This is a genomic window from Haloferax namakaokahaiae (assembly GCF_042663225.1).
Taxonomy (GTDB): Archaea; Halobacteriota; Halobacteria; order Halobacteriales; family Haloferacaceae; genus Haloferax; species Haloferax namakaokahaiae.
Map to the genome: position 1 here is coordinate 199,942 of NZ_JBHTAA010000002.1, position 26,233 is coordinate 226,174.

26 protein-coding genes are annotated in these 26,233 nt (G+C 59.3%); 13 read left to right on the forward strand and 13 right to left on the reverse strand.

Features of this window, described 5'->3' with window-relative positions; all coding sequences use genetic code 11:
- Positions 1–69: 69 nt before the first annotated feature.
- Positions 70–372, reverse strand: coding sequence for a DUF6684 family protein (locus ACFQJC_RS06730; RefSeq protein WP_390222545.1), 303 nt, complete (start codon positions 370–372; stop codon positions 70–72).
- A gap of 456 nt (positions 373–828) precedes the next feature.
- Here ACFQJC_RS06730 and ACFQJC_RS06735 point away from each other — a divergent pair, with 456 nt between their 5' ends.
- The 3 genes from ACFQJC_RS06735 (at position 829) to ACFQJC_RS06745 (ending at position 3,169) form a co-directional block, all read left to right on the forward strand.
- A complete protein-coding gene (locus ACFQJC_RS06735; RefSeq protein WP_390222546.1) occupies positions 829–1,377 on the forward strand; it encodes a metal-dependent hydrolase in 549 nt (182 codons plus the stop codon).
- A gap of 550 nt (positions 1,378–1,927) precedes the next feature.
- The gene (locus ACFQJC_RS06740; protein WP_390222547.1) at positions 1,928–2,287 is read left to right on the forward strand and encodes a hypothetical protein; all 360 of its coding nucleotides are present in this window, start codon (positions 1,928–1,930) and stop codon (positions 2,285–2,287) included.
- A 246-nt stretch (positions 2,288–2,533) separates the two neighbouring features.
- Positions 2,534–3,169, forward strand: a complete 636-nt coding sequence (locus tag ACFQJC_RS06745; RefSeq protein WP_390222548.1) for an FxLYD domain-containing protein — start codon at positions 2,534–2,536, stop codon at positions 3,167–3,169.
- Between the two features lie 146 nt (positions 3,170–3,315).
- On the opposite strand, the gene ACFQJC_RS06750 is transcribed toward ACFQJC_RS06745, so the two are convergent.
- From ACFQJC_RS06750 to ACFQJC_RS06765, 4 genes are all read right to left on the reverse strand, one after another.
- Positions 3,316–3,660, reverse strand: coding sequence for a HalOD1 output domain-containing protein (locus tag ACFQJC_RS06750; protein ID WP_390222549.1), 345 nt, complete (start codon positions 3,658–3,660; stop codon positions 3,316–3,318).
- Positions 3,661–3,902: 242 nt separating this feature from the next.
- Positions 3,903–4,718, reverse strand: a complete 816-nt coding sequence (locus ACFQJC_RS06755) for a YihY/virulence factor BrkB family protein (RefSeq protein ID WP_390222550.1) — start codon at positions 4,716–4,718, stop codon at positions 3,903–3,905.
- A gap of 127 nt (positions 4,719–4,845) precedes the next feature.
- On the reverse strand, positions 4,846–5,673 hold the full coding sequence (gene otsB / locus ACFQJC_RS06760; RefSeq protein ID WP_390222551.1) for a trehalose-phosphatase: 828 nt from the start codon (positions 5,671–5,673) through the stop codon (positions 4,846–4,848).
- Positions 5,666–7,213, reverse strand: a complete 1,548-nt coding sequence (locus tag ACFQJC_RS06765) for an alpha,alpha-trehalose-phosphate synthase (UDP-forming) (RefSeq protein WP_390222552.1) — start codon at positions 7,211–7,213, stop codon at positions 5,666–5,668. Before ACFQJC_RS06765 ends, otsB begins: the two co-directional genes overlap by 8 nt.
- 226 nt (positions 7,214–7,439) lie before the next feature.
- Here ACFQJC_RS06765 and ACFQJC_RS06770 point away from each other — a divergent pair, with 226 nt between their 5' ends.
- The 5 genes from ACFQJC_RS06770 (at position 7,440) to ACFQJC_RS06790 (ending at position 10,603) form a co-directional block, all read left to right on the forward strand.
- Positions 7,440–8,258, forward strand: a complete 819-nt coding sequence (locus ACFQJC_RS06770; RefSeq protein WP_390222553.1) for a manganese catalase family protein — start codon at positions 7,440–7,442, stop codon at positions 8,256–8,258.
- Positions 8,259–8,382: 124 nt separating this feature from the next.
- Positions 8,383–8,598 carry a hypothetical protein gene (locus ACFQJC_RS06775; protein WP_390222554.1) on the forward strand — a complete coding sequence of 72 codons (216 nt, stop codon included), beginning with the start codon at positions 8,383–8,385 and terminating at the stop codon, positions 8,596–8,598.
- Positions 8,599–9,040: 442 nt separating this feature from the next.
- Positions 9,041–9,787 carry a helix-turn-helix domain-containing protein gene (locus ACFQJC_RS06780; protein ID WP_390222555.1) on the forward strand — a complete coding sequence of 249 codons (747 nt, stop codon included), beginning with the start codon at positions 9,041–9,043 and terminating at the stop codon, positions 9,785–9,787.
- A gap of 122 nt (positions 9,788–9,909) precedes the next feature.
- Positions 9,910–10,134, forward strand: coding sequence for a hypothetical protein (locus tag ACFQJC_RS06785; RefSeq protein ID WP_390222556.1), 225 nt, complete (start codon positions 9,910–9,912; stop codon positions 10,132–10,134).
- 97 nt (positions 10,135–10,231) lie between these two features.
- On the forward strand, positions 10,232–10,603 hold the full coding sequence (locus tag ACFQJC_RS06790; protein ID WP_390222557.1) for a hypothetical protein: 372 nt from the start codon (positions 10,232–10,234) through the stop codon (positions 10,601–10,603).
- A gap of 840 nt (positions 10,604–11,443) precedes the next feature.
- Here ACFQJC_RS06790 and ACFQJC_RS06795 read toward each other — a convergent pair.
- The 4 genes from ACFQJC_RS06795 to ACFQJC_RS06810 form a co-directional block, all read right to left on the reverse strand.
- On the reverse strand, positions 11,444–12,676 hold the full coding sequence (locus ACFQJC_RS06795; protein WP_390222691.1) for an MFS transporter: 1,233 nt from the start codon (positions 12,674–12,676) through the stop codon (positions 11,444–11,446).
- Between the two features lie 190 nt (positions 12,677–12,866).
- Positions 12,867–14,012 (reverse strand): ABC transporter permease, encoded by a 1,146-nt coding sequence (locus ACFQJC_RS06800; RefSeq protein ID WP_390222558.1) that lies wholly within the window; start codon positions 14,010–14,012, stop codon positions 12,867–12,869.
- The gene (locus tag ACFQJC_RS06805; RefSeq protein WP_390222559.1) at positions 14,005–14,775 is read right to left on the reverse strand and encodes an ABC transporter ATP-binding protein; all 771 of its coding nucleotides are present in this window, start codon (positions 14,773–14,775) and stop codon (positions 14,005–14,007) included. The genes ACFQJC_RS06800 and ACFQJC_RS06805 overlap by 8 nt, the downstream gene beginning before the upstream one ends.
- Positions 14,772–16,355, reverse strand: coding sequence for a CARDB domain-containing protein (locus ACFQJC_RS06810; RefSeq protein WP_390222560.1), 1,584 nt, complete (start codon positions 16,353–16,355; stop codon positions 14,772–14,774). The genes ACFQJC_RS06805 and ACFQJC_RS06810 overlap by 4 nt, the downstream gene beginning before the upstream one ends.
- 84 nt (positions 16,356–16,439) lie before the next feature.
- Here ACFQJC_RS06810 and ACFQJC_RS06815 point away from each other — a divergent pair, with 84 nt between their 5' ends.
- Positions 16,440–16,868: a DoxX family protein gene (locus ACFQJC_RS06815; RefSeq protein WP_390222561.1), complete on the forward strand. Its 429-nt coding sequence runs from the start codon at positions 16,440–16,442 to the stop codon at positions 16,866–16,868.
- A gap of 120 nt (positions 16,869–16,988) precedes the next feature.
- Here ACFQJC_RS06815 and ACFQJC_RS06820 read toward each other — a convergent pair whose 3' ends face one another.
- Positions 16,989–17,447, reverse strand: coding sequence for a hypothetical protein (locus ACFQJC_RS06820; RefSeq protein WP_390222562.1), 459 nt, complete (start codon positions 17,445–17,447; stop codon positions 16,989–16,991).
- Between the two features lie 305 nt (positions 17,448–17,752).
- On the opposite strand from ACFQJC_RS06820, the gene ACFQJC_RS06825 reads away from it, so the two are divergent.
- The 3 genes from ACFQJC_RS06825 to ACFQJC_RS06835 all read left to right on the forward strand — a co-directional run bounded on the left by ACFQJC_RS06825 (position 17,753) and on the right by ACFQJC_RS06835 (position 20,926).
- Positions 17,753–18,409 carry a lactate utilization protein gene (locus tag ACFQJC_RS06825; RefSeq protein ID WP_390222563.1) on the forward strand — a complete coding sequence of 219 codons (657 nt, stop codon included), beginning with the start codon at positions 17,753–17,755 and terminating at the stop codon, positions 18,407–18,409.
- Positions 18,410–18,562: 153 nt separating this feature from the next.
- The gene (locus ACFQJC_RS06830) at positions 18,563–18,886 is read left to right on the forward strand and encodes an ASCH domain-containing protein (protein WP_390222564.1); all 324 of its coding nucleotides are present in this window, start codon (positions 18,563–18,565) and stop codon (positions 18,884–18,886) included.
- A 240-nt stretch (positions 18,887–19,126) separates the two neighbouring features.
- Complete coding sequence (locus tag ACFQJC_RS06835; protein ID WP_390222565.1) at positions 19,127–20,926, forward strand: PAS domain S-box protein; 1,800 nt, start codon at positions 19,127–19,129, stop codon at positions 20,924–20,926.
- Positions 20,927–20,937: 11 nt separating this feature from the next.
- On the opposite strand, the gene ACFQJC_RS06840 is transcribed toward ACFQJC_RS06835, so the two are convergent.
- From ACFQJC_RS06840 to ACFQJC_RS06850, 3 genes are all read right to left on the reverse strand, one after another.
- A complete protein-coding gene (locus ACFQJC_RS06840; protein WP_390222566.1) occupies positions 20,938–22,197 on the reverse strand; it encodes a tyrosine-type recombinase/integrase in 1,260 nt (419 codons plus the stop codon).
- 316 nt (positions 22,198–22,513) lie between these two features.
- Entirely contained in the window at positions 22,514–23,680 is a 1,167-nt protein-coding gene (locus ACFQJC_RS06845) for a UbiA family prenyltransferase (RefSeq protein ID WP_390222567.1), read from the reverse strand.
- Between the two features lie 162 nt (positions 23,681–23,842).
- On the reverse strand, positions 23,843–24,724 hold the full coding sequence (locus ACFQJC_RS06850; protein WP_390222568.1) for a rhomboid family intramembrane serine protease: 882 nt from the start codon (positions 24,722–24,724) through the stop codon (positions 23,843–23,845).
- A gap of 487 nt (positions 24,725–25,211) precedes the next feature.
- Between ACFQJC_RS06850 and ACFQJC_RS06855 the strand changes: the two genes are divergently transcribed.
- Positions 25,212–26,219, forward strand: a complete 1,008-nt coding sequence (locus tag ACFQJC_RS06855; protein ID WP_390222569.1) for a TatD family hydrolase — start codon at positions 25,212–25,214, stop codon at positions 26,217–26,219.
- Positions 26,220–26,233 lie beyond the last annotated feature (14 nt).

Below are 26,233 nucleotides of genomic sequence, written 5' to 3' on the forward strand. Positions count from 1 at the left end.
ACGACTACGTGCCGCCCCTGTCCGACTCCCGTTCGCCGAACTGTTTCTCCAGTCACCGTCTCACTCGGGTTAGGCTGACTGCTCGCCTTCTACTTGGGTCGCCGGTTCCGGCCCTTCCCGCACTTCGGCTTCGTGTTCCGAATCTCTCTGTTCTTCACTTTGAATCAGCCGGCCAGAGACGTACGTCAACGCCCCCAAGGTTACCAGCGGAACGACGAGCAACATCTGGCTCATGAGCGTCGTCCGAAGGCTCCCGCCTCCGAATGGCTGGAACACGAGGAAGGTCACCATGAAGAACACGATGATTCCGAGCGGGATGATGTTGACTAGTAGGTCCTTGAGCGTATCTTCCGAGAGGTTGAACGGAGACACGTGCGTTCTCGAAGCGGTGGCGACTTGAGAGTTTGGCGCGCCAATGCAAGGAAGCTCCCTCGGTACGAAAAATTTGCAACTCGGAAGTGCGACCGGACATCGACCACTGAACTCCACTCCGCGGCTTGCTTCGCCGCCCCCGTTAGTGTAGCCACCTCCGCTTCGAACGTTGGGGTATCGCTGGCTCGACTACTCCGGCTATCGAGTCGGCGAAGTGCTGAATCTCCTGTCTATCGAGGCCTTGAAAGTGGACTTGTCCCACGACTTCCGCGCGCTGCGTCGCCCCTTTCTCGGGGGCGATTATCTACCCATCGACCTACACGAGACGGTCACTCGAATCGCACACCAGTATCTCCCAGTCCGTGAAGCCGAGAGGGGCAGGAGTCACGGGTCGAAGACGATGCATACGCAAGCAATACCGATTTGCCCAGAGCGCTCGTCTCCCGAAGAGCGCCCATGGTCGATAACTTAGGTCACGCAGCATTCGGTCTTCTATTCGCACTCCCGGCGTGGTTCCTTTGGGAGGCACGCACGAGCATCGCCTTCGTCGGTTTAGCGACGATAGCGGCGGTCGTTCCGGACGTCGATCTGTTCCTCGCCCAGCTCTTTCCGGCGGAGATACATCACCACGGAGTCGTCCACACAGTTCTCTTCATCACCATTTCGAGTGCGATACTCGCCGGCGTGTTAGCGGTCGTCTTCGACGACCAAATCGAGTCGTTGCTACGGAACGACCGGTTCGACAGTGCGGGTCTGTTTGGATTCCTCTTCGGCGCGCTACTGGTCGGCGGACTCAGTCACCTCGTCGCCGACATGCTCTCAGCACCAGATATCTCGACACCTATCGAACCGTTTTGGCCCTTCTTCGACAAGCCGTGGTCAGTTGACCTCGTCTGGTACGACGCGATGTGGGTCAACCTCGGGTTCTTCTCCGTGATGGTCGTCACCCACCTCGTCGTATCGTACTTCACTACCTCCCCCAAACAGCGACTCATCACGCGTTGACGGAGTCACGAGGAGGATGAGAAGTCGCTACGCGAGGAACGTTCGTGGAGTGAGCGTCTCGTCGCGTTCGTCACGCTCGTCGAGAATTCACGTTTCGAGATAGACTCCGTGGTCGGTGATTCGTTCGATATCGTCGGACTCGACGCGGAGGGACATCTCCTCGATTCAGTCTTGCCACCCGAGCATTGCCACCAGTGTTGAGGTAGTTTTCGGGTCTGGTTCGACGAACACGACTCACTCCTCGTGGCCGAAACGTGGCCGACTGGCACGCCGCTGGCGCTCACGACGCGCGTTCCCACGTCGTCGTTCGTGATGGTCTCGGAAACAGTAGCGCCTTTTGCGACGAGGGGTTTATTCACGGTTCCCCTTGCGATTGCGGTGACGAACACCAACCTCGCCAGCAGTAACAGTTCTACGACCACCGGTCCTATCGGTCGGTATCAGTACTGTGTAGCCTCCTTCTGTGGACACCTTCACCCGCAAGGACACAGGTGATACGTGTCGGTGAGCTAGCAGCAATGATAGGTCGATGAACATACTCGACGAAACCTTGCCACCGTCGCCATGGCTAAAAACGGCGGCCAGTGGCGATGGAATCGCGTACAAACGAACGGTCGATAACAGTGTCGAGCACTTCGAAGTGTGCCTCTGTGCGGAGCAGGCCAAAGCGGAGTACCCGCTCGGAAGTGGTACCAGCAGTTGGAGGATATCGTTCGAAAAACGGATTCACGAGTTGTGCTCTTCGTACACCGTCGGCTGCGTCCACAGCAGAGAACAGTTGCTTCGAACACTGTTCCAGGCGATGCGAACCGTCAATCGCATCGTAGACCCCGAGAACGACAAGGCGAGAGAGGGACAAAACATCAAGGAGGCCCTCGACGAACTGACCGACAACGGCCGTCGGTTCTAACGGACGTACCGGACATCGCAAGTGGGACGAACGAATCCGGTCGAACTGAACGACTGAGAGAGGGGCGACAACCGAGTATCGATTGGATTCGACGCCGCAGGTACCCAGGAGGACGGACTTTTCGTGTCGGATTTTGTATTTATCACCTGGGGGAAGTCAGTTCGAGAGGAGGCTCACTCGAACTCACCTCCTCGTTGAATTTGCGGGCCGAACTTCCATTGGGCGAGGGACCGACTTGCCGATGCTATGCACCGAAGAGCATTCTTAGCGACGACGAGCACAACGCTGGCGACGGTTGGACTCGCTGGTTGTACGGGTGACGATGGAGTGATAGATACCGAAGGCGGCGGCGCAGGTGGTGGAGCGACCACCGAACAGACCGGTGAGCCAACCACCGAACAGACCGGTGAGACCACCGAAGAAGGAGATGGCAGCGACGTAGACATCGGGTCGGTGGACGGCACACTCGGTGACGAGGTGAGCGAAAACGTCGAGGTGACAGAGCACCGAGCGTTCGAAACGGAGGACGACGTCGGTGTGACCGGCGTTATAGAGAACGCCTCGGGAGAGCCGTTGGAGTTCATCGAGGTGGAGGTGACGCTGAACGACGGCGATACCCTCATCGGTGAGTTCATCGACACGAGCGAGGAGGAACTCGACTACCTCGCTCCGAACAAACAGTGGCGCTTCTGGGTCACTTTCGACGACGAATCCCTCACGCCGGAGACCGGATACACCATCAACGTCGAGGCCGAAATCAGCGACGATATCGGCGATGGTACGGACTCCGGAACGACCGAAGACGGCGGAACGACGACGCAAACGGAGACGACTACCCAAACGGAGACGACCACCCCAACAGAAGCGACGACCGGGAACTAAACGCTACCCGTGTGGTCGAAACAACAATTGCACCTCTCTTTTCGCGCAGGGACGGAAGTCCCGACTCACAACGCACCTGAGGGCATCCGAAGTGCGTAACACTACGCAGTTGTTCCGTACTGCGTTTCGCAGAGAAAGCGCTGGCGCTATCGCGGAGGGTTTTGGCTTCCGTGCGCGGGTGGAGTGGGAGGAGTAATCACGATATCGCCCGTGCTGTACACCGTCGTCTGGTAACCAGCGACGCAGAAAGCGACGTGGCCCGGTGGTCGCGGGGTCCCGTCGGCCGTCGGTGAGAATATACTGTCGAGCGCATCCGGGTCGATCGAATCGTAGAGTGAAAACCCGCTATCACTCACGTCGATACCCATCGCATCGGCGAGTGCGTGGATGACTGTGGTACTCAATTTGGCGGGACCTGACGGGTCGTGCTGCACGTGGTACGTGTTCGCTTGCCCACCTTGGTTGTGGAGTTGGTTCGTGTTGTTTTGCATTCGTTGTGGACTCGTAGACCCCATCGGTCAAAAGTTCATCCATGTTGGTTATTATCCGGTAAGGGGCTATCTACCACCCGGTATCCATGTATCCACTGACTGGTCAATCCACCCTCCATCCCGTCTGGTAGGCCGATTTCTCGAAGACGAAAGTCAGGTGATTACAAATGTATACGTGTAATTTTACTCTGTCTCCGGGACGTGTTCGTTTCTGTGAACTCGTGGCTGGTCTCTCGACCAGTTCACTCGCCTGTGGCGGTCGGCTCCGTCTGAGAAACCGCAAAGGAACCTCTCGTTCGACCGGCGAGCACCGCGTTCACCGCAACGCCGACCAGTAGTAAGAGTGAGGCGAGGTAGAGCCACGTCAACACGAGCAGTACAGCGCCTAACGTCCCGTACACCTCGTACTGACTAGCGTTGCTCGCGTAGAATTGAAACAGGCTCTGGAGGACGGCCCACCCGACGGCGACGACGAGCACGCCGGGGAGCACTCCCCGAATCGACGTCTCCGTATCTGGAAAGACGTAGTAGACCGGCAACAGTGCGAGTGCGAGCGGAACGACGAGTAACAACGGCCCGACGAACCACCCGACCGGGAGAAGTTCGAGGAGCGACGAGGTGAGACCGATGCCGACAGAGGCGACGAGCACCACGCCGAGCATGACGAGAACGAGCAACGCGTCGAACACTTGACCGAACAGCGACACCGACCCGGAGGTACCGTAGAAGAGCGAAAACGAGGTGTCGAGCGTCCTGAAGATGCGCAGCCCGCTCCAGAGCAACAACACGACGCTGACGAGTGACGCGGCGGTTCGACCTGTTCGGTTCTGTAAGGCCTGCGCGAACATGTCCCGACCGCCGGGAGTGAGATACTGGTCGGTGAATCCGAGTGCCTGCTGGACGAATTGGTCGCCACCGACGACCACTGCGACCACGGCTGTGAGCGTGAGAAGCGGGAGAATAGACACGAACGCACTGTAAGCGAGACTACCCGCGACGAGCGTCGCGTTGTTCTCTCTGAGCGCTGCGACGATAGAACGAAGTCTGCTGAATACCATTCCCTCGAATTCACGGGGTGAATGGGTATGGGTCTGGACCTTGCAGGTGCCAGCGTGCGCTATCAGTGTCTACGAGTGAACGTCGAGTCACACGGGGGCGACGTTGGCAAAGACCCCTCGAACCGAATCAGTCGTCCGCGAACGCTCCCGTGTCGAGGCAGATGCCCACCCACGCCAGAAAACGCGGGACTGCCTCCTGTCCGTCGAGTCGGTACGTCGCGGCCGTCGTCACCTCCCGAGAGTCGCCGTCCAAGACACGAATGCCGATTCCGTCGGGTTCGATTTCTCTGATTGCATCCTCGTCGGTCGTATCGTCTCCGATGTACATCGTCCGCCATCCTCCGGGAGCGGAGTCTGCGAGTTGTCGCATCACGCGACCCTTGTCGCCTTCGACCGCTGGACGCAACTCCCGGATTTGCTTGCCCGTCGTGAGTCGTACGTCGTCCACGTCCGCGACGACTTCCTCGACCGACGAGACGACTTCTGAGACCGCTTCGGCGGGGACGCGTCTGAAGTGAACGGTCGCCGAGACGCCCTTGTTCTCGACTTCGTAGCCGGGGATACCGGCGTCCGAGAGGCGCGAATCGATTTCTTCACAGAGTCTCCGTATCGTCGAGCGACACTGGGCGGCCTCGGGATGGACCGTCGTCTGGCCCTCACGGCTCAGTTCGAGGCCGTGGTTGCCCGCATAGACGACGTCGTCGAAGCCGACGCGGGTGGACAGGTCATCGAGACCACGACCGCTGACCACAGCGAGCGAGACGTTCGGCGTTTCGGCGAGTTTGCGCATCGAAAACACAGTGGTCGGCGTAATCGACGCCGCGTCGGGGTCATCGACGATTGGGGCGAGCGTTCCGTCGAAATCGACGCCGAGGAGGAGACCCTCGCTCTCGGCCAGCCACCGGGCGAGTTCGTCGAAGTGGTCCAGCGCGTTCGGCGGCACCTCCTCAGACACGGTTCTGCTCCCGGTCGCTGGTCGCCAGACTGGTGATACGGTCGAGCACCTCGTTCACCCACACTGAGACTTCGTAGTGTTGGATTTCCCCGTGGAGTTCGCGGAAGCGCTCCCGACGTTCGTCTACGGACATCGAGAGTGCCTCTTCGATTCCCGAGACGAACTGCGTGGTATCGTACGGCGCTACCGACACCGCCGCGTCTCCGACGAGGTCGTGGACGCCCGCCATGGTACTCAGGACGAGCACCCCCGGGTCCGCGTCGGTCTGTGCGGCGACGAACTCTTGGGCGACGAGATTCATCCCGTCGCGGAGGGGAGTGACCAAGCAGATGTCGGCCGACCGAAACAGCGCGTACAGCGTCTCGTTTGCGACGTAGTCGGTCGTGTAGACGATCGGTTTCCAGTCGGCCGTGGCGAATCGTTCGTTGATTCGCGCGACCGCTTCGCCGATATCGGTCTGGAGTTCGCTGTAGGCCGGAATCGAAGAGCGCGACTCGGTTCCGACCTGTACGAACGTGAGTTCGCCTCGCCACTCTGGGTTAGTCTCTAAGAAGTGTTCGAGCGCGAACAGGCGAGTCAGGATTCCCTTCGAGTAGTCGAGACGATCGACGCTGAGGAGGAGTTCGGTGTCGTCGTCGATATCGTGGTCGGCCACGAACGATTCGAGTCCCTCGCGCCCCTCGGCGGTCGAAGCGTGTCTGTCGATTCTGTCGAGGTCTACGCCGAGCGGGAAGACTTCTACGGTCGTCGTACCGTCGCGGTGGAAGACCTGCCCAGTACTCCAATCGATTACTGCCTCGGGGAGCGCCGCATCGACGCACTCCAAGAAGTGTTTCCGGTAGCGCGGGACGTGCACGCAAAAGAGGTCGTTCCCGAGGAGTCCTCTGAGCAGTTCCTCCGCGTGAGGGCACGCACGGAAGGTGTCCCACGACGGCCACGGGATGTGCCAGAACTGCGTCACCGAGACATCCTCTGAGAGCCGTGAACCGAGCATTTGGGGCGCGAGTGCGAGATGATAATCCTGGAGCCAAACGACGTCGTCGGCGGAGGCGCGGGTCGCAATCGCGTCGGCGAAGTGCTCGTTCACGTCGCGGTAGGTCTCCCAGTACTGGACGTTACTTCGAACGGTCGTCAGCGCGTTGTGGCAGAGCGGCCAGAGCACGCGATTGCTGAACCCGTAATAGTAGTTGTCTACTTCGTCCTCGTCGAGCCAGACGCGGTTGAGTGTGTACTGTTCGTCTTCGGGCGCGTCGGGGGGGACGGTGACGCAGTCGTCGTCCACGACGACCTTGTCGGCGTCGCCATCGCCCCATGCTATCCACGTTCCGCCAACCTCTCTGAGTGCTGCGTCCAGCCCGCTACTCAATCCACCGGTCGGCCGGCTGACTGTCACCTCGTCACCGTCCCACTCGTGGCGGTAGGGCTGTCTGTTCGAGACGACGATTACCGCGGGTTCCTCGTCTCGCTGGTCACCTGCCGGAGCGTCGGATTGTGCCGACAGAGGACTCACATCGACGGGGTCAGAGTTACGTCCTGACATTGTCTGTGGTTGCGAGACCAGTCAAATACCGATGGTCCTTGCAAGTGCCACCTCGAAGATACGAATCGCCCGACTCAGCGGTAATCACGGCGCTGGTGAAGCGCGTCGTTCCGTCGGCGAGCGCACTCCGGTCAGAAAGCGGGTTCTCTCACGGTTCGCAACGGCGAGTTGCACATGAAAGCCGCACTGCTTTGTGAGCATCTACCGTCGATAAGGTGGGATACGAATGTTTTACCACGAGCCAGAACTGCAGTACGAAGTCGAAGTCGAAGAACCGAATCCCTACTTCGCAAAGATGCTCCAGCAGGCCATCGGTGGGGTCGAAGGAGAGATGCGCGTCGCTCTCCAGTATATGTTTCAGTCCTTCGCCGTCCCGTCCGACAAGCCCGAGTATCGGCACCTCCTCATGGAGACGGCCGCCGAAGAACTCGGGCACATCGAGATGCTTGCGACGGCGGTGACGAAAAATCTCGAAGGTGCGCCCGAGCACCTCCGCGAGGAGGCACGCGAGAACGACGCGGTCATCGACGCGATGATGCGCGGGGGGCAACCCAGACAGGCACTGTCGGCCGGCCTGCACGCGATGCCAGTCGATAGCAACGGCGTTCCCTTTAGCGGAAACTACGTCGTTGCGAGTGGTAATCTCGCCGCCGATATGTACGCGAACGTCATGGCTGAATCGACGGGGCGACTGTTGGCGACGCGACTATACGAGATGACCGACGACGCCGGGATGAAGGATATGCTCTCGTACCTCATCGCTCGTGACACGATGCATCAAAATCAGTGGCTCGCGGTGCTCGAAGCCCTCGAAGACCACGTGCCCGTCCCTGCGAGTTTCCCCCAAGAGAAAGAGAACCAGGAGTACAACTACACCTTCATGTCCACCTTCCGCGAACGACACGAAGACCCCGAGATGCCGTGGACGAGCGGTGAGTCCTTCGACGGCAAGAGTGAGTTCTCCTTCGGCTATCAGCCGGGCGGTGGGATGCCCAGCGTCGAGAAGACCATCGAAGAAATGCACAACGAGGCGACCGACCGATGACACCGTCGAACCGGTGAGACACTAGGCGTAACACCGACCGAAGTGGTCCACACTCCGAGGCTCGAAACTACCTGCGAAAGCAAGGCGGTTTCATTTGGTCCCGCAGGCCCTCGCTACAAGTGCAATGTCAAAGCACAGCTTCGGATGGTTCGGCTGGCTATCGGCGGCCGGATTCGTCATCCTCGGACTGTTGTTCGTAATCGACCTCTTCGCGGTCAACGTCTGGGCGTTCTCGGCGTTCTGGACGTTGATAGTGGCGTTACTCGCCGGCATTGGAGCGCTCGCTCTCTACTACGGTAACGACCCGACAGACCGCGAGCCTGAGGATGTCACCACCTGAGGTGGCGGCACTCGGGTCGCCCAACAGTCCGGCGGCGTGTAGCTTCCCGACCACTCTGTGCTGAATTTCGTACATGACCTGCGGCACAAACCTGTCTCCAGTGCGCCGTGCCATCGACGACTGTCAACTTCGAAGCGAACCGACTCCCTTCGTTAAACCAACGCTTCTCGAACTCCGTTGAGGGAATTCGACGAACGCGTCACCACGGTCACACGGCGCTGTAAACCGTCTGTTCGTAGCAATATCAACGATAAACGCACCGCTTCTGCGGTCCCGCCGAGGCTAATCCTTTAGGCGCAGCCATGATATGATAGTGTAGTTACAACCACCACATGGAATTCGACCCGAACGAGGTTCAGAGAACTGTCCATGCTCCCGCGGATCGGTCCGAGTCGTCTCGTGAACGCTCACATCGTCCCCTTCGACGAGGGGTGGGAAACCAATGACGCTCTACGTCGGCATTTGTATCGACTCACCGGTGTTGAAGCAGAGCATCGACCGGTCCCCGGACGTGACGCTCAGCGTGGAACAACAGACCACGTCCGCCGACGGCGTACTCGACATCACACTCAGATGTCTGGGGGGAGAGTTGGACGCGTTCGAAGCCCACCTCGATACCGACGAGACAGTCTCGCGGTGGGTTCCCATCGATGGGGTCGGACCGCGGAGACTGTATCGGGTGCGACTCACCGAACGAGCGAGTTCGACCTTCGAGTTCGACCGATGGGTCGATGGGAAAGGAGTGTTTCTCTCGGCCGAGCGCGAGGTCTGTGGGTGGGTACTACAGGCGTACCTGCCGGACCGGTGCACCCTCAGACAGTTCGCTGAAGGCTGTGAATCGAACGACGTACAGTTCGACATAACCCAGCTCATGGAGATAGGCCACGTCAACGACATGCGACAGTTAGGACTGTCGAGCGTGCAGGCTGAGACACTCCGAACCGCGTTGGAGTGTGGCTACTATTCGATTCCCCGAGAGACGAACCTGGAAGAACTCGCCAAATCGCTCGACGTCTCCCACCAAGCGGTTTCAGAGCGATTGCGGCGTGCCGTCCGTTCGCTCTTAGAACACACCATCGCCGATCAGGGCGAACGGTTCCACTACGGCCGACCACGACTCGATGCGACCGAGTCGCCGACAACCGTGCACCGTCAGGTTGACCAGTTACCCGTAGAAGAACCCGTGTAGCCACCTCATCGCTCCTCGAACGAGGGGTTCTCGAATTGCCTCGGCGAACGCGCCCTGGATAAAGCGGTTCTTTTGCAAGCAGTCGAGCTATGCTCAACGATGGGAAAGCACCACCGTAACCAATGACAACTTCAACGGCGGACCACCCACTGCTGATTACGGTGGCTGACCAGTTCACCGACCACGACCCGCGAACGCTTCCCGCTATCGTCAGTGCACTGAACGTCTCGGAGCGGGCCGCACTGGCCGCCCTCGAACGATTCGAGCGGATGGACGTGTTAGTGCGGACGAGCGACGAAACGGGAACGGCCGTCTGGAGACGAACCCTGACGGGGACACGGTGTTGAGTCCTCGGGTGCCCCCCTCGTCGTCGAAGCTCTCGGTGGCCATGGCCTGCACTTGCAGGGCCAATCTCTTCCTGACCGGACAGTGTCGTTTTCCACGATGCTCACGACCACATCGATCGTCAAGAAGCTCGTGCGCGACCAAATCTCGAACGGAATGCGAGAATCCTCGACTGGTCAGAATCGGGCGTCGTCGATGCGCGTGCCCCGAGAAGATATCAAAACGGCCGCCAAGGAAGGTGCCCGCGAGGCACTGGCAGAAGAGCGCAGTGACCGTCACTCCATACAGGGAGGTGACTCTCAGAAATCGAATCGGTCGAGTGGGTGGATGTCGCCGATGCGGTTGCTGTTCGTGGGGGCCGTCCTCGTCTTCCTGATTCGACGACGCAGCAAGACGAACCAGTCGAAAGCCGAAGAGCAAACCGAGACGATGAGCGAAACAGGCGGGATGGATACTACGAGCGGATTGTAGCTCACGTACCCGAACCTCGTTCCGGGAGGCCGCTCGTCCGTCGATTCTTTCATCGTTTGTCCATCGGACTACCGGTCAATTCACCGCTTCGGCGAATACGCAGTGTTGCGTCCTTTATTCGACCCGAGAGGCGAGGAGATAGAATCGGCCCGTCTATTCGAGTGTTAACTCAACCCTCGGGTTGGAGCCTTCAGAGGCAGAATTTTTGTATAGCAATATTCGATATATGGATACTGCAACATAGTGTCATAACTCGGTGATGATTGGAAGTAATATTTTTTAAAGTGAAGCATGGGTAATGAATTCCAATCGATCCTCAGAGAGACTCAGCAATTGCGACGCACACCAGCTTTCGAGTGGATTATTTGCACCTGCTCAAATGGATAGTTCCACGCTACAAGATAGGAGGATTACACGTCTTCGAGCAAGACACAGCATTCTAAAAATCCGAGGACGTAGACCTGTTAGAGCCTTTACGATATCTTTGATAGAATTCGATTTATTACTTTGTGTCATGTCATTTACTCACTCTCGTATTTCCACCTACGCGAGAGTATCCTGACAAACACAAGCCCGACAGACACGAGCACTCGGTGTGTCTCGACGTCCAACAGTGGCGAAGTCTCTCTGCTCGTATGTTAACCCCCCTATGATTGGCTTGAAGCAATCTCGATGTGAAACGAGGTGTCGTCTGGCTCGCCTAGAGGTCGAGTATTTCGTCGTAACCAACCTCAAGGGCTACCCTTCGATGTTCGACGGCCTCGGGGGAAACGGAGGGATATACGTTGAAGAGCACCATCCGCACAGCCTGAGGAGACGCTCTTTTCAGAGGTTGGACAGCTACGAATGTGAATCGGACCCTCGGAATTCTCCACCTGGTTCGGGTGCACGCAACGCCAAGAGAACACCCACGAGGGCGACGCCTCCAGCGGCGAAGAACGCAAGCTGATACCCCGCCAAGTCGATAATTGCGCCGGCTGCGATGGGAGAGACAAACGCGCCGAGCAGGCCAATACTCGTCAACAGGGAGACGGCTGTGGTCCGAACGGGGGGTGCTACAAGCTCGGCGATATAAGAAAAGATGAGACCATTGATGAGCTGGATGACGAAGCCGACGACGACCACCGTTCCGATCACGAATCCGAGCTGCGAGACGAACACGAACGCGACGATGCCCGGGGTAGTGATGGCAAACGACGAGAGGATGACTGGGCGGCGTTTTCCGCTAAACACTCTGTCAGAGATAAACCCACTACTGGACCGTGCAACAGCGCCAATTGCTGGGAAAAGCGCGGTCAATAAGCCGCTCGCCGCTAACGAAATGTCGAATGTATCGACGAGGTAGCTCGGAAGCCACGTGTTGACGAACAGATACAGCGAGTAGGCCAGAAAACAGAGGACACAAACGATCCAGACCGCCTGACTGGTAAACAGTTCGCGCAGTGCTCTCCTGTCGGGGGCAGCGGCATCGACACCAGGAACGTGTCTACGGGTCGCAAGCAAGAAGATAGCGATGCCGACGACGCAGAGAGCGGCAAACAAGGGGAAGACCGCCGGCCACCCGGCTGCATCTTCGATGAGCGGACTACCAAACTGACCGAGTGCGAATCCGACTGGAGCACTCGCAGTGAACACACCCACTGCAGTCGCCCGGTATCGAGGCGTAACGGCACTCCCGACGGCGTTCGCACCTGCATTCCAGAAGATCACGTACGCGAGACCGCCAAGTATACGCGAGGCGAGCAGCGACAGATACGCCCCAGCACTGGCCGCGTACCAACCCCAGACACCTGCAACGGAGAGTGCGACAGCGCCGAAGAAGACTACCCGGCGAACGGAGAAACGGTCGAGGACGATACCGACAGGGATGCTAGTGAGGACCGCAGTCGCGTACATGATACTCACGAGCAATCCGGCGGTGCTTCCACCAATTCCAAGCGACTCTTGAATGACGGGGAAGACGCTCGCCGGTGCGATTTCGTACGCTGCGGCTGCTACCGAGAGTATGAAAAACCCAGTTAACAGGCCCACTGCCTCAGTTCGAGACGTTTGGTTGTATGTTCCGTCGCTCACGGTATCTGTCACCGATTTCTTGAAGAATACTAAACCGTTTACTGTTCGAAGATTGAGTTTCCCATGGCAGGAGCAGACAGAAGCGAACTCGACCTTACGCGGTCCTCGTGAGGCCACACAGCCGAGTACGGCAATAGGTAGTCCGAAAAAATTGTTGTGAGCTGGAAGTCCGTCGAGTAGTCAACTTCGCTCACCCCCGCAGCGACTCCACGGGCGGCTCCCACGCCGCCCGGTACGCCGGGTACAGCCCACCGACGAGCGCGACGAGCGCACCGAATACAAAGCCACCGAGGACGATGAGCGCGTTCGTCGGCACGAGGACGGCATCCAGCGGTAACTCCGTACTGAGTGCGATTCCGACGACGGTCGCCACACCGAGCACTGCTCCGAGCCCGCCACCGCCAGCACCGAGAAGCGTCGATTCGAACAAGAGCGTCCAGAGCACCTCGTCACGGTGGATTCCCACGGCTCGAAGGACTCCGATTTCACCACGGCGCTCGGAGATAGTCATGAGCATCACGTTGAAAATCGAGACGCCGGCGACGACGAGCGAGACGCCGGCAATTGCGAGCAAGAAGCCGTTCAACAGGCCGAAGAACTCCTCGATTTGCGTGAGCACGTCGGTGAGCGAGAAGACCGAAACGCGGTCTTGTCGGGTGTTGAGCGTCTCACGAATCTTCTCGGCTATGGCCGTTGCATCCGGTCCCGAGTCCGCTTGGACGACGACTTGTGAGTACCCGCTCACGACGAACTCGTCGGGAGGTAAGACGACCGCGGAGTCGGGTTGCAGCGGCGTAATCGAAGATTGGTCGGGGAGGACGGCAACGACGCGGTACGTGTTCGACTCGACGGTGATTTGCGAGCCGACCCGCAGGTCGAGTGCCGAAGCGACATCTGGCCCGACGAGTGCGCCCTGTCGATGGTAACTCGGGACGCCGGGAGCACTCCCGAAGAGCGCCTTCGGGTCTGTCGTGCCGTACACCTGCGCGAAGGTTTGGCCGCCGGTCGCACGCACCGTTGCACCGGTCGATTCCAGTGGAATAACAGACCCACGGCCCGCCGCTGCGCGCTCGATAGACTGCAGGTCTCGACTGTTCAACTGGTCGCTAGACCCTGCTGCCGGGCTGACGATAACCTGATTCCCGAGTCCGCCTAATTCGTCGGTCGCAGCGACTTGGAGTGCGGTTCCGAGCGTCCCGAGCGTGACGACAGCGAAGACGCCGATCATAATTCCGAGTGCGGCGAGAAGGGCTCTCGCACGCTGTCGAGAGAGGTTCTGGAGCGCGAGCGATATCGCTGGGACTCGCAGTGCGACGCTATCTGGCAGATTAGGCATCCGTGAGCACTCCATCGACGAGTTCGACGGTCCGGTCGGCGAACTCCGTCACGAGGTCGTCGTGTGTGACTGCGACGACACCCACGCCAGTATCAGCGATTCGTCGAATCTCTTCGAGAACTTCGATGCCGGTCTCGGTGTCGAGGTTCCCGGTCGGTTCGTCGGCGAGCAGTACGGCAGGCTGGTTGATGAGCGAACGAGCGATAGCGACGCGCTGTTTTTGCCCGCCAGACAACTCGTTGGGCGTGTGGTCGAGACGGTCGCCGAGTCCGACGCGGGTCAGTAAATCGACCGCTCGTGGCGTCGCATCGCCGGGCAGGAACGCCGTCGGGAGGCGCACGTTTTCGACAGCCGTGAGTGACGGAATCAAGTGGAAATCCTGAAAGACGAATCCGATGGTTTCGCGCCTCGTGTCGGTCCGCTCGCGTTCGGTGAGCCCTGCGACGGGGTCGCCGTGAAGTAACACCGACCCGGCCGTCGGTTCGTCCAGGAGACCGAGGACGTTGAGCATCGTCGATTTCCCCGAGCCCGACGGGCCGACGATAGCGACGACTTCGCCCGCGTTGACACCGAAATCGACGTTCGAGAGCGCAGTAACAGTCCCGATGCCAGTGGCGTACTGCTTGGTGACACCAGTCAGTCGAAGCGGCTGTGAATCAGATGGCACTTTCCTGTCGTCGGCAGGACGGAGCGCTCTCGAATCAGCGACGTCTGTCGAAGGTGTCTCTGCTGGTGCGTTCGGGTGTGGGTACTCAGACGTCATCGATACTGGCGGACGAGGAATCCGATGGAGAGCGAGACGCCGATACCGACGAGGACGACTGCGCCTGCGAACGTGAGCGACGACGCGAGCGGATTACCCGACGACTGACGCTCTGCCGGGAGTTCGACCATCGTCGTCTCGGTGGTTCGTTCGTCGCCGACCGTGTAGGCGACCTCGACGGGGACGACCGAGGTGTTCTCCCTATCGACCTGAGCGGTCAACTCGAAGGGGGCGAACTCGCTCGAAGCGACCGTCCCCACGAAGTAACTCCGTTGTGGGTAGGCCGGTTGGGCGTGCTCGCTCTCGGGGACGCTGACGACCACGCCGGTTATCTCGCCGTTGCCGACGTTGGCGAGATTACCACCGAGTCGGACCGCACCACCGTCGGAGACGCTGATGTTGATATCAGTCAGTTCGACGGCACCGCGGGCGAGTCGGTCGAACTCCGTTACGACCGAGCGTCGTTCTCCACCGAGGTCGTACTGTGCGACGAACTGGAGCGATTGCAGCGTCTCGGCGTTACCGAGATTCACGGTGACAGTCGCCGATTCACCGGGTCCGAGGCGGTCAGCGACGGCGAAACGCCCGATTTCGCCCACCACAGTTCCGTTCTCGGTCTGGGGGACGAGGACGACGTTTTCGATTGCGGCGTTTCCGAAGTTCGTCACTGTCACACCGACCTGTGACTCACCAGCGCCGTCACCCGCACCGCTGTCGGATTGTTGTAATGCACCCCCACCGCCGTTGAGGAGACCGGCGATGCCGCCGATTCCGGCGTTCCCACTGGCGCTGTCACTAGCATCCTGCGCAGGACCGATACGAACGCCAACGTCGTTTGCGAGGGGTTCGACGCGTATCTGTTCGCCGTAGGTAGCGTTCGAGACGGTTCCGCTCGCCGTCGTGTAGTCGATTCGGGTCGTAACGTTCGTCGGCCCTTCGCTCGCGGGCAGGACCGAGAAGTTGAGCGTCGTCGAAGCACCCGCCGCCAACTGCGGGACGGTTCTGCGAACTTGCTCGCCGTCACTCGGGTTCGTCACCGTCACTGTGAGGTCTCGAATCGGAGCCGTCGTCGGGTTCGAGACGGTTGCCTGAATCGCAGAGTCAGTGTCCACGACGAGCGTTGGCGCGTTCAGTTCGAGCTGGGGGACACCCTGTTCGACAGCGATCGTCAGCGGGCGAGTCGCCGTCACCTCCTCGTCGTTGGAATCAGACGCGACCGCGACGAGAGTCAACTCGTACTCCCCTGCGGAGTCGAGGGTGAACGTCACCGGAACGGTGAGCGTCTCACCGGGAGAAAGCGAACCGAGACCGGTCGCCGACCCGACGACGTCGCCGTCGGTCGTGCGTATCTCGACGGTGTCGAGCGTCGCGGCGGATGCGCTTCCTGCAGAGAGTCGAACCGTCGCATCGACGGTGAGCGGCGCACCAGCAGTCGGTGTCGCGGGCGTGACAGTCGCATCCGTCACGGCGACACGCGCATCCGGAATCGCATCGGCGAGGCCGACGCCGAGTGGCGAGGCGAGTGAGAGGAGCACCACTCCGACGAGAAGCGAGGTGGCGACGTGACGGCTGTTGACCATTCTTTGCCGGGGTTAGGCGTCAGCAGGGATATATCGTTCGCCGGGGCAAACCCTCTTGATTCGTCTCGTCGTTTACGAACCCGTATGACCACAGAGACCGGTAGTAGACTCCCTCGATTCGAGCGACCACTCTGCTACGTGATGGGTTCGATATACGTCGTTGCGGGCATTTCTCACTTCCTCGCGCCGAAACTGTACGAACAGGTCGTCCCGCCACTCTTCCCCCGGAAACTCGACCTCGTCTATCTCTCTGGCGTCGCCGAAATCCTCCTCGGCGTTGGCGTGATGTTTCCACGCACCCGACGTGTCTCTGCGTGGGGACTCATCGGTCTCCTCGTCGCTGTGTTCCCTGCGAACGTCTACATGGCGACCGAGAGAATCGTTCCGGAAGCAGTGCCCGAATCCATGCGAGACCACGCCGACGTGGCGCTCTGGGTTCGACTTCCGCTTCAGGCAGTTCTCATTCTCTGGGCGTGGTGGTACACAGAGCCAAGTAGTGACGACACAGGATGAATCATCCGTGGAGTCCGGTATTTCGGGGAGACAGTCACTCTCTGGCCTGCAAGGAGAACCCCCGCCATCGATACGGCGACTGGGATAGACTCGGTGATAGCTCCGCTGTTACTCCCGGTTTCAAAGGAAGCTAAAGAGCAGTCGGGTGGCGACTTTCACGACTTCGATTTTTATCGAGTTCACCACGCCGACACCGGAGATAGTAATCTCGCCGTTCTCGTAGGCCGCACTCGAAGCGGTGACTGGGTCGTTACTGTCGATGATAGAACAGAGCGTCGAAGCAGACGTTTCGACACGGACCGTGGGGTCGGCCGCTTGCCCTTCTTGGAAACTGTCGATTCGACCCTCTGAATCAGTCCTGATAGCGTACTGCCGTTCACCACTGGACGTGTCTATCCGAAGGTCCACGCTTTGGCCCGATAGTTGCCCGCGAAGCACACCAGGAATTTGGTCGGCGTTGTCGTTGTACGCGACGACGAGTTCGTCTTGTGCTTCCAGGTCGATACTACACTCCTGCGCACTCGCGGTCCCAGCGAAAACTGTGAGAAGAAAGAACACCACGAGAGCGGTAACTGCCACAATCCTTTTGTTTTTCATCGAATAGGTGACTCAGTCAGATATAGTAAGTGTTCGTGATAGTCACAATCGGCTGATAAAGCCGGCCTTCACGAATACACAGCACAGTTCTACACCGCATTCCGCCGCTCGAGTCACGCAAAACCAACGTGGAGGAATGACGAGTGGATGAATGACGACAACCGACTGTACGAAGCGACACTGAGAGGTGGTGACACCACCGTAACCTCCTGACGTGGCCGTCAGCGAGCGCTTAACTCCCAATAGCCACTACGGACTTCTGCCGGAGAATATCCACCAATCCACACATGTCTCAGCAAAAATCCGACTACGTAGACGACGCCGAAATCGACGCCGAACTCGACCAAGTTCCTGACGACGAAGCTGTCGAGGCGGCGGTCGAAAACCTCGAAGCCAACGGGTTCGATGTCGTCGTCGTCGAGACGGCCGAAGCGGCACTGGAAACGATTCAGTCGCACATCCCCGGTGGCGTCTCCGTGATGAACGGCCACTCGACGACGCTCGAAGAGATCGGCTTCACGGAGTACCTGAGCGAAGGCGACCACGAGTGGGAGAGCCTTCCCGGCCAGATTTGGAGCATCGACGACGATGCGGAACGACAGGCCGCCCGTCGTGAGGCGCAGACAGCAGACTACTTCCTCGGTGGAATCAACGCCATCTCCCAGACGGGTGAACTCGTCGCGGCGGACCTCTCGGGAAGCCGTATCGGTGCATACCCCTTCGCCGCCAGTAACGTCGTCATCGTCAGCGGCATCAACAAAATCGTCCCGACGCTGGACGATGCGCTCGACCGACTCGAATCGGTCGCCTATCCGCTGGAGAACGAGCGCGCCAAGGAAGCCTACGGCGTCGAATCGATGATTGCGAAGCAACTCATCTTCAGACAGGAAGTCGAGGAGGGACGAACCACCGTGGTCCTCATCCGCGACCAGTTGGGTTACTAAATACGTCCGTCACCTCCGTCCCGTCCCCGTGTTACCTTGGGCACACCTCCACTCCTTCCTTCCTTTCCGCTTTTCGCACAGTGAGCCAACGAAGAGATACTAGTAACGCCGCCGGCAGTGGCTCTTTGGTCGTTCAGACCAATCATCGTACGTATGTCGAACATCGACGCCGACGACCTGTTACCCAACAACCGTGTGAAGCGAGCAGTTCGGAACGGGAAGATAACACAACTCACTCGCGGTGCGTCGAATCGGTACGCCACCGAAGGTGACGAGTTCAGCATCGATGGGAAATCGTTCACCATCACGAGCGTCACTCCTCGAACGCTCGGTGACTTCACCGACGAGGACGCGCGCCGAGAGGGGTCTGAGTCGTTGGCAGCGTACAAAGAACGCATGGAGCGTGTGCATCCCGGGGACTTCGAGTGGGACGACACCGACGAGGTGTTGACGTATCGGTTCGAACCGACCAGCTGAGCGGTTGGGTAATCGTATTCGACCCTGGTTTCGCCGACAACTATTTGTTCGAGAGGACCAACCCTGGAAGAAGTACTACCAGATACGCACCATCTACTGCGCTGCATCGGACGATACACCACTCGAACGGTGCGACCAGTAGCCGTTCGTCGCAACAGACAGCGCACGCTGCTTCGATATCTCGATTGAGGAACCCCTGTCTGTAGCCGACGAAGTGGTCGTAGACCAATTCAATTACAGATGACTACCGATTCCGCTCGCTCACAAGATACGTCGGAGATTCGTATCCTCCACGTCGATGACCAACCTTCGCTGACGGAGTTAGCGTCGGTGTATCTCAAACGAGAGGACGAACGATTCAGCATCGAGACGGCCCATACGACGACGGAGGCGAGAGAACTACTCGAAGCACGTGCGTTCGACTGTATCCTTTGCGATTACGACATGCCGGGAGAGACTGGCATCGAGTTTCTCGAATTCGTCCGCGAGCGGTATCGTGACATTCCGTTCATCCTGTTTACTGGAAAGGGAAGCGAGGAGATAGCGAGCGACGCGATTTCGGCGGGCGTGACCGATTATCTGCAAAAGGAGAGCGGGACGAGTCAGTACTCGGTTCTTGCGAATCGAATCAATAACGTCGCCTCACAGTACCGCGCTCGAACGGCGTTGGAGGCCAGCGAAAATCGCCTCTCGTTGATCATCGACCACGCACCGTTCGGGTTCCTCGAATTCGACCGGGAGTACGAAATCGTCCGCGTGAACAACACGGCGGAAGACATCCTCGGCTACTCCAGCGAGGAACTCTGCGGGGAGAATTTAGAGACTATCGTCGCCACCGACAGCAATAGGACGGTTGCAGAGGTATTTGGCGCACTTTCGGCGAACGATGGCGGCTTTCGAAGCGTCAACGAGAACATCCGGAAAGATGGAACGGTCATCGTCTGTGAGTGGCACAACCGCGTCGTGACCGATGCCGAGGGCGAGGTTATCGCGTATTTCAGCATGTGTCAGGACATCACCGAGCGACGAGACCGGCAGGTACAACTCGAACTGAGTTCCGCGCGTCTCGAAGCGCTGTTCGTCAACTCTCCGGATATGGTCAACGTTCACGACAGCAACGGACAAATCATCGATGCGAATCCGATGTTCTTCGAGAAGACCGGGTACGACGAAGACGACCTCGGCGACCTGGTGGTCTGGGACTTAGACGAAACCCTCAGTCCCGAGGAGGCCGCAACGCTCTGGGAGGGGATGGACGTGGGAGACCAACGCCGAATCGAGAGTTCGTATCGATGTCGAGGCGGTCACTCCTTGCCGGTCGAAGTCCACGTTCGGCGACTCGACCTCGTCGGAGAGGACCGATTCGTTGCGATTTCGCGCGATATCACCGAGCGAAAGGAACGCGAGCGAGCACTCGAAGCACAGAACAAGCGACTCGAAGAGTTCGTCAGCGTCGTGAGTCACGACCTGCGAAACCCGCTGAGCGTCGCCACCGGATGGATGGACATCATCGCAGCGGACTACGACAGCGACGAGGTCGAATCGGTGCAGCGTGCGCACCGACGAATGGAGACGCTCATCGACGACTTACTGACGTTAGCGCGGAACAACGAGCACGAACGCGAGTTGGAGCACATCGATTTCGGGCGGTTCGTACAGGCCTGCGCAGAGACAGTCGATACCGCGGACGCAACGATTCGTTCCGACGTACAGGGAACCATCACCGCGAATCGAAGTCGCCTCCAACAACTACTCGAAAACTTGCTTCGGAACGCTATCGACCACGGGGGAGAGCAGGTCACGATTACTGTTGGCGAACTCCCGAATGGGTTCTACGTCGAAGATGACGGCGATGGAATCGACCCCGAAGACCAGCAGAACGTGTTCGAGATGGGCTTTACGACTGCTTCAGACGGCACTGGGTTCGGGTTGACCATCGTCAGTGAGGTCGCGGCCGAGCACGACTGGGACGTTTCGGTGACCAGTGGCTCACTCGGCGGTGCCCGGTTCGAGATTACCGGCGTCGATGTCGAAAAGTGAGGGATGCTCGCTCAGAGGTAGGTCTCGAAGATAGCCGAGAGTTCCTGTTGGACGAGTTCGCGCATCGCATCCGCACGCGCTTGGCGTCGCGTCCGTTCGTCCAGATAGTTCCGTTCTGAGACACTCGCATCGCGGCTTCCCTGTGCAGAAGCGACCGCCGCGGTTCCCGCTTCGATAGACGGTCGCTGCTGTCTGTAGAGCCTGTACCACGTTCGCCGCCCCATCTTCGGGAGCGGGTGAGAACCCGCAATCGTGATCTCGGCTCGTTCACCGAGGTCACGGAACCAGCGCCGAGCAGTCTGGGTCGTCATCGGCCGCGATATCGTTTGCCCCGGAAGCAGATACCCGGTCCACGCGTCGTCTTCTGAGAGTGTGTCGATTCGTGCTTCGATAGCTTCGACGCCGACGAGGATTTCGACCGTGTTCCGCACCCGACGAGCGTTCTTTCGCGTCCCCGCCTCGAACTCGATGTACGGGACGTCGCCTTCGTCCGGGTCGAGGACGAGTTGATCGACGTGGAGTTCGCACGCCTCCACGGGGCGGAGTCCCCACCCGGCGAGTGCGAGTAACAAGAATCGCTCGTCGGCATCGGCGACCGAGAGGAGTGTTTCGAGGTCGTCGCGCGCGAGCGCGGGATGGTCGTATAAGGGGTCTTCGTCCCACCCGAAGCGATTGAGCAAGTTCTCTGCGGGGTTGTACAACCCGCGACCCATCTCTTCGAGGAAGGTGTACCAGTTCTTCACCGCAGAGACGTACTTCTTCTTCGACGCGAGGCTCCCCAGTTCGTCGTTCAACACGCGGAACGTGTCGCGGACGCGGGCGATTTCGTCGGGTTTCGCTCGTTCGTCGAGGAGCGGTGAGAGCAGGTCACTCGTCTCGTTGACTTCGGCGTAGGTGGTGACGTAGGTCTTCAAGCGCGACCGCCGGGGTCCGACAGTTGTTTCGGCCCGTCCGCGGTCGCGGCGGAGTTCTTCGAGGTAGTCTTCGAGTGCTCGAACTGTGGGGTCGTGGTCTAATCCCCACGGGTCATCGTCATCGTCGCCGTCGAGTGGGATGCCGACTGCTTCGTAGAACTCCCCGGGTGAGAGGTCGTAGTCGCGGCGGAGACGTTCGACGAACCCCGAGTAGTTGGATTTGAGCCATCGATAGGTGGGAGTTTCGCTGTCGGGGTCGATGTTCAGGTCGGGGTCGTCTCGCATCGCGTGCTCGATTTCCGTGTAGTAGAACGAAGCGAAGTCAGTAAGGTCGTCGAAACGAGCGTAGTTCGGCACTACTCGCTCACCCTCTGTTTCGAAATCGCCGTGAGTAACCCGAATTCGCCGTCAGCGGGTGTTTCTGAGTCCATGGTTTTCAGTGGTCTCACCAATACAGTCACTCATGCTATAATTTGTGGTGCGTAGTTGTCTGGGTTGGACAACAACACAACACACTTGCTGGCCAGAACCCACAGTTTGAGAGATAAATCATATGATGCTATATCAAATTAGTCACGTGGAGAAACAGCGAGTGAACGCGACCTAACTGACGACGTTCGGACTGGAGAACCACTCTCACTGCTGTGTCTCTCATCCTGAGAGAGGTGTCGTCTCAATCTCGCGCCGTATTGAACGTCTCGTGGATACCGAGGACGAGTGCGGGGACGACCACCGCGAAGAGGTGTTCTTCGAGCGGGATGCCGGCGAACGAGATACCCGTTCGGAGTACCACCTCGAACACGCCCACTTCCAACGTATACCAGTCCCAGAGGTAGGCAATCGGATAGAGAACGGCAATGGTACGGGCCGCCGACCAGAGTGACGCCCGTCCCGCTCGAAGCAGGAGTACGAGCGCGGCCCCTCCAAACACGATTTCGGTAGCGAGGTACGTATAAGGACCGAGGATTCCGATGTCAGGAAGCGAGATGCTCGAAAGCGGGGTGAACCACACGGCGACGACGAGCAGTGCCAAGAACACGTACACCCCCCGGACGAGAACCATCGTGGCGTATTTGGGAGACAGGCGTCTCGTCGTGACGACGATAGCGGCGAGCACGGCGACGGCGACGAGCGAAAACGCCGGGAATAGCCCACCGATGGTCGCCCAGAGAACGGCGACGAGCGACCCGCCTATCAGCAGGTAGGCGACGGTTCGGGAGCGTGACCGCCCGAGAACGACGGCGACCGTTCGCTTGTCGATGCCTCGGTCGTAGTCGTAGTCCGTGGCGTCGTCGATGATTTTCACGCCGGCGAGCAGCGTCACGAAGATAGTGGCGAACGCGACTGGTATCGGAGCTATCGACCGAGTCTGTACGTAGTAGCCACCGAACAGGGCGAGGCCGACACCGACCGGGTAGCCGAGCGTCGTCGTCACGGGTCTCGTATCGAGTTGGGGCGCGTGCAGAAACCCGATGACCCACAGCGGGGCGGCCACGAGCACGGCCGTCCAGCCGGCGAGGAGCCAAAGCCCTGCGAGACAGCAGGCGAACCCGAGTCCGGCACCAACGAGTGCCTTTCGGCATCCACTCGCAGTCAGCGGGTGGTCGTCGTCTTCGCCTCGGACGTGGAAGTCTACGTAGCCATCCTTCACGTGTGCGGTGTAGACGGCGAAGAACACCGCCGTGAGGTGGAACGCGAGCACGGCCGAACTGACCTCGACGGCGAGAATCGCTCCGAAGGCGGCCGTCGCAACCGGTGGAAGCATGAACACTGGATGGACCTGCGAGAGCAACGCCGCCATCGCTGCACTCACTCCGCCATCATGACGAGCAATTGCCATGTGGTGGTGTCTTCGTCCACGACAATAACGATTCGCGCCGAGAGTGCAAGGAAAGGAGACTCTCACCGATTCCGACAGTGGCGACGAGAGAGTTACGCTGGACGGACAGACGACTCGCTCTGGGGGTTGGAGAGTCGAATACTCGCTGCAGCGGGCGGCGCTTCAGGAACCGTCTCGCGTGCGAGCCCCTGCGAAATCGAATCCGACGACCACACCGGTGACGTAGGCGGCGATAAACGAGAGGCAGTAACCGAGCAGGTGCGAGTAGAGATTGAAAATCTGGCCATCACTCACTGGGTCGGCCGGGAAGGCAACGAAGGGATAGCCGACGAAGAGAATCCCACCGACGAGTCCGAGTTCAACGATTCCGGGTTGGGCGAGTGACTCACGAGCGAGTGTGGTCAAACTCCGTTTCGTACGCCGACTGACACCCCAGACGTACCCACTTCCGACGACGAACGCCCCCGTTGCGATGGCAGTTCCAACACTCACTCCGGGGAGTGCGGCAGCAGCGATCAACACGATTCCGAAGAAGAAGAACGCCGGTGCGTCCGCGTCCGTGACTGGCAAATCAGTAAACGACCGCAGGTACCGAAAGAGCGCGAGGGGAAGGTAACCGAAAAAGCCCATGACGACGCCCGAAAAGCCGAAGCTCACCCGCGGGCGAAAGACAGCGAGATTCAACAACGACAACGTCGCTGGAAGGACGACGAGGAGAGAGACGAACACGACGAGGAACGCCTCCCGGTCGTCGGACGCGACCGACAGCACGTAGCAGACGCTGACGAGGAGCGCATACCCGAGCACGTTTGCGAGGAGATGTGCCGGTTGCAGATGGACGAAATGCGAGACGAACGCCGTGAAGAGGTCCGGTTCGGCGTACGAAAAGACGAACTGCTCGCGGACCGAGAGCGGGAGCGCGAAGACGGAGACCAGGAGAAGTGGAACGCCGAGCAGAAGCAAGATATCGTGTCCCGCCGCAGATTCGAGAATCCGTTTCTCGATATATCGAGCGTCCGTTCGAGCACGACTCTCCGTGGGCATACGCGGCTCTCACGTGCGAACCGTGATATGTCTATCCGTCTCCCTACCAGTTGTGAGAATTCGAACGGGCGAGTTGGACGACTGAGCGGACCGAGAAGTGTGACTATCGTTCACGATTGTGACGCCGTTTACGACACCGCCGGTGTTCAGCCCGTGAGCCTAGTGAACCCTGAAGTCGAACGACTAATCGACGTTGTAGACGTGACAAATCAGAATCGACCCCCCAACTTACGCGCAGAAAGTGCCAGTCGAATATTGTACGCCCGAAAAGATACAACGAACGAATTTCGACCCGTGGAATTCCACAATCTCGCGCTAGTTGCAACGGATATCTCCCTCCGAAATCTTCGTGGCAGCATCCTGGAGAACCGAGCGCATTCGGACAGTAACGAACGGTGAAAGACTAAGTGCAGACGCGCCATGGTAGTAAGCACGCACGCCGTCGGAGCAGCAGCACCTGCTCGGTGGCTATCGACCACGCGCACACATGGACTCCAACTACCCAACAAATCGGCCAACTGACGATGCATACCTCGACGACGACGAGGAGCCAAGACTCCCGACCGAACTACTCAACATGCCGTGGATAGACGGCCACAACCACGCGCACACGCTCTCGTGGGACGACAGAGAGCGATACGCGCTTTCGGGGTGTGAGGGGATGGTCATGGTTTCGTCTGGCTATCACTGGACACCCTACAAGCCAGTTCGAGCGTCTGACGTGCGGTTTCTCTGGGACGACGCCATCAACCGCCGTGCCGCAATCGAGCGCAACCACTTCTTCCGGGCGCGCTTGGGATTAGGAATCCACACCGGCGTTCGAATCGAAGACCCGGACGAACTGCTCGACGCGATGGACGACTACTGCGAACTCGACGAAGTCGTCGTCGTCGGCGAAACCGGAGTTACACCGTCACAGCACGTCGAAGCGTGGGACCTCGACGAACAACGGGCCATCGTCCAAGCGCAGATGGAACTCGCACGGAAGCACGACCTCCCGGTCATCCTGCACACGCCGAACACGTCCAATAGCTCTGGACGGCAGTATCGACCCGAGTTCGGGGTGCCGGGCTACGAGAAGAACTACGGATTGAGTGACGACCCGGTCATCACGGGCGAGAACCCCGCACTGGAAGCGGTGAAAATCGATATCGAGACGGCCACCGATGCGGGGCTACCCGAAGACCGAGTCGTCGCCTCCCACGCCGACCAGAACAACACCGAGTACCTGATGGAGGAGACAAAGTGCTACCTGAGCTACACCATCGGACACTCGTGGCTCATCGGCGTCGGCCCAGCGGACGTTGCCGATGCAATCGACGAGTACGGGCCCGAGCGAATCATGATCGACACCGACTGTGCGAACATCCTCCGAACGGACCCCTACGCGGTCAAACGGGCGATGTTCGAACTCTACCGGTACGGCATCGACACTGACGCGATTCGAAAAGTCGTGTTAGAGAACCCCCGAGACGTGTACGGTTTCTCGGACTGAGTGGTGCTGTTTTC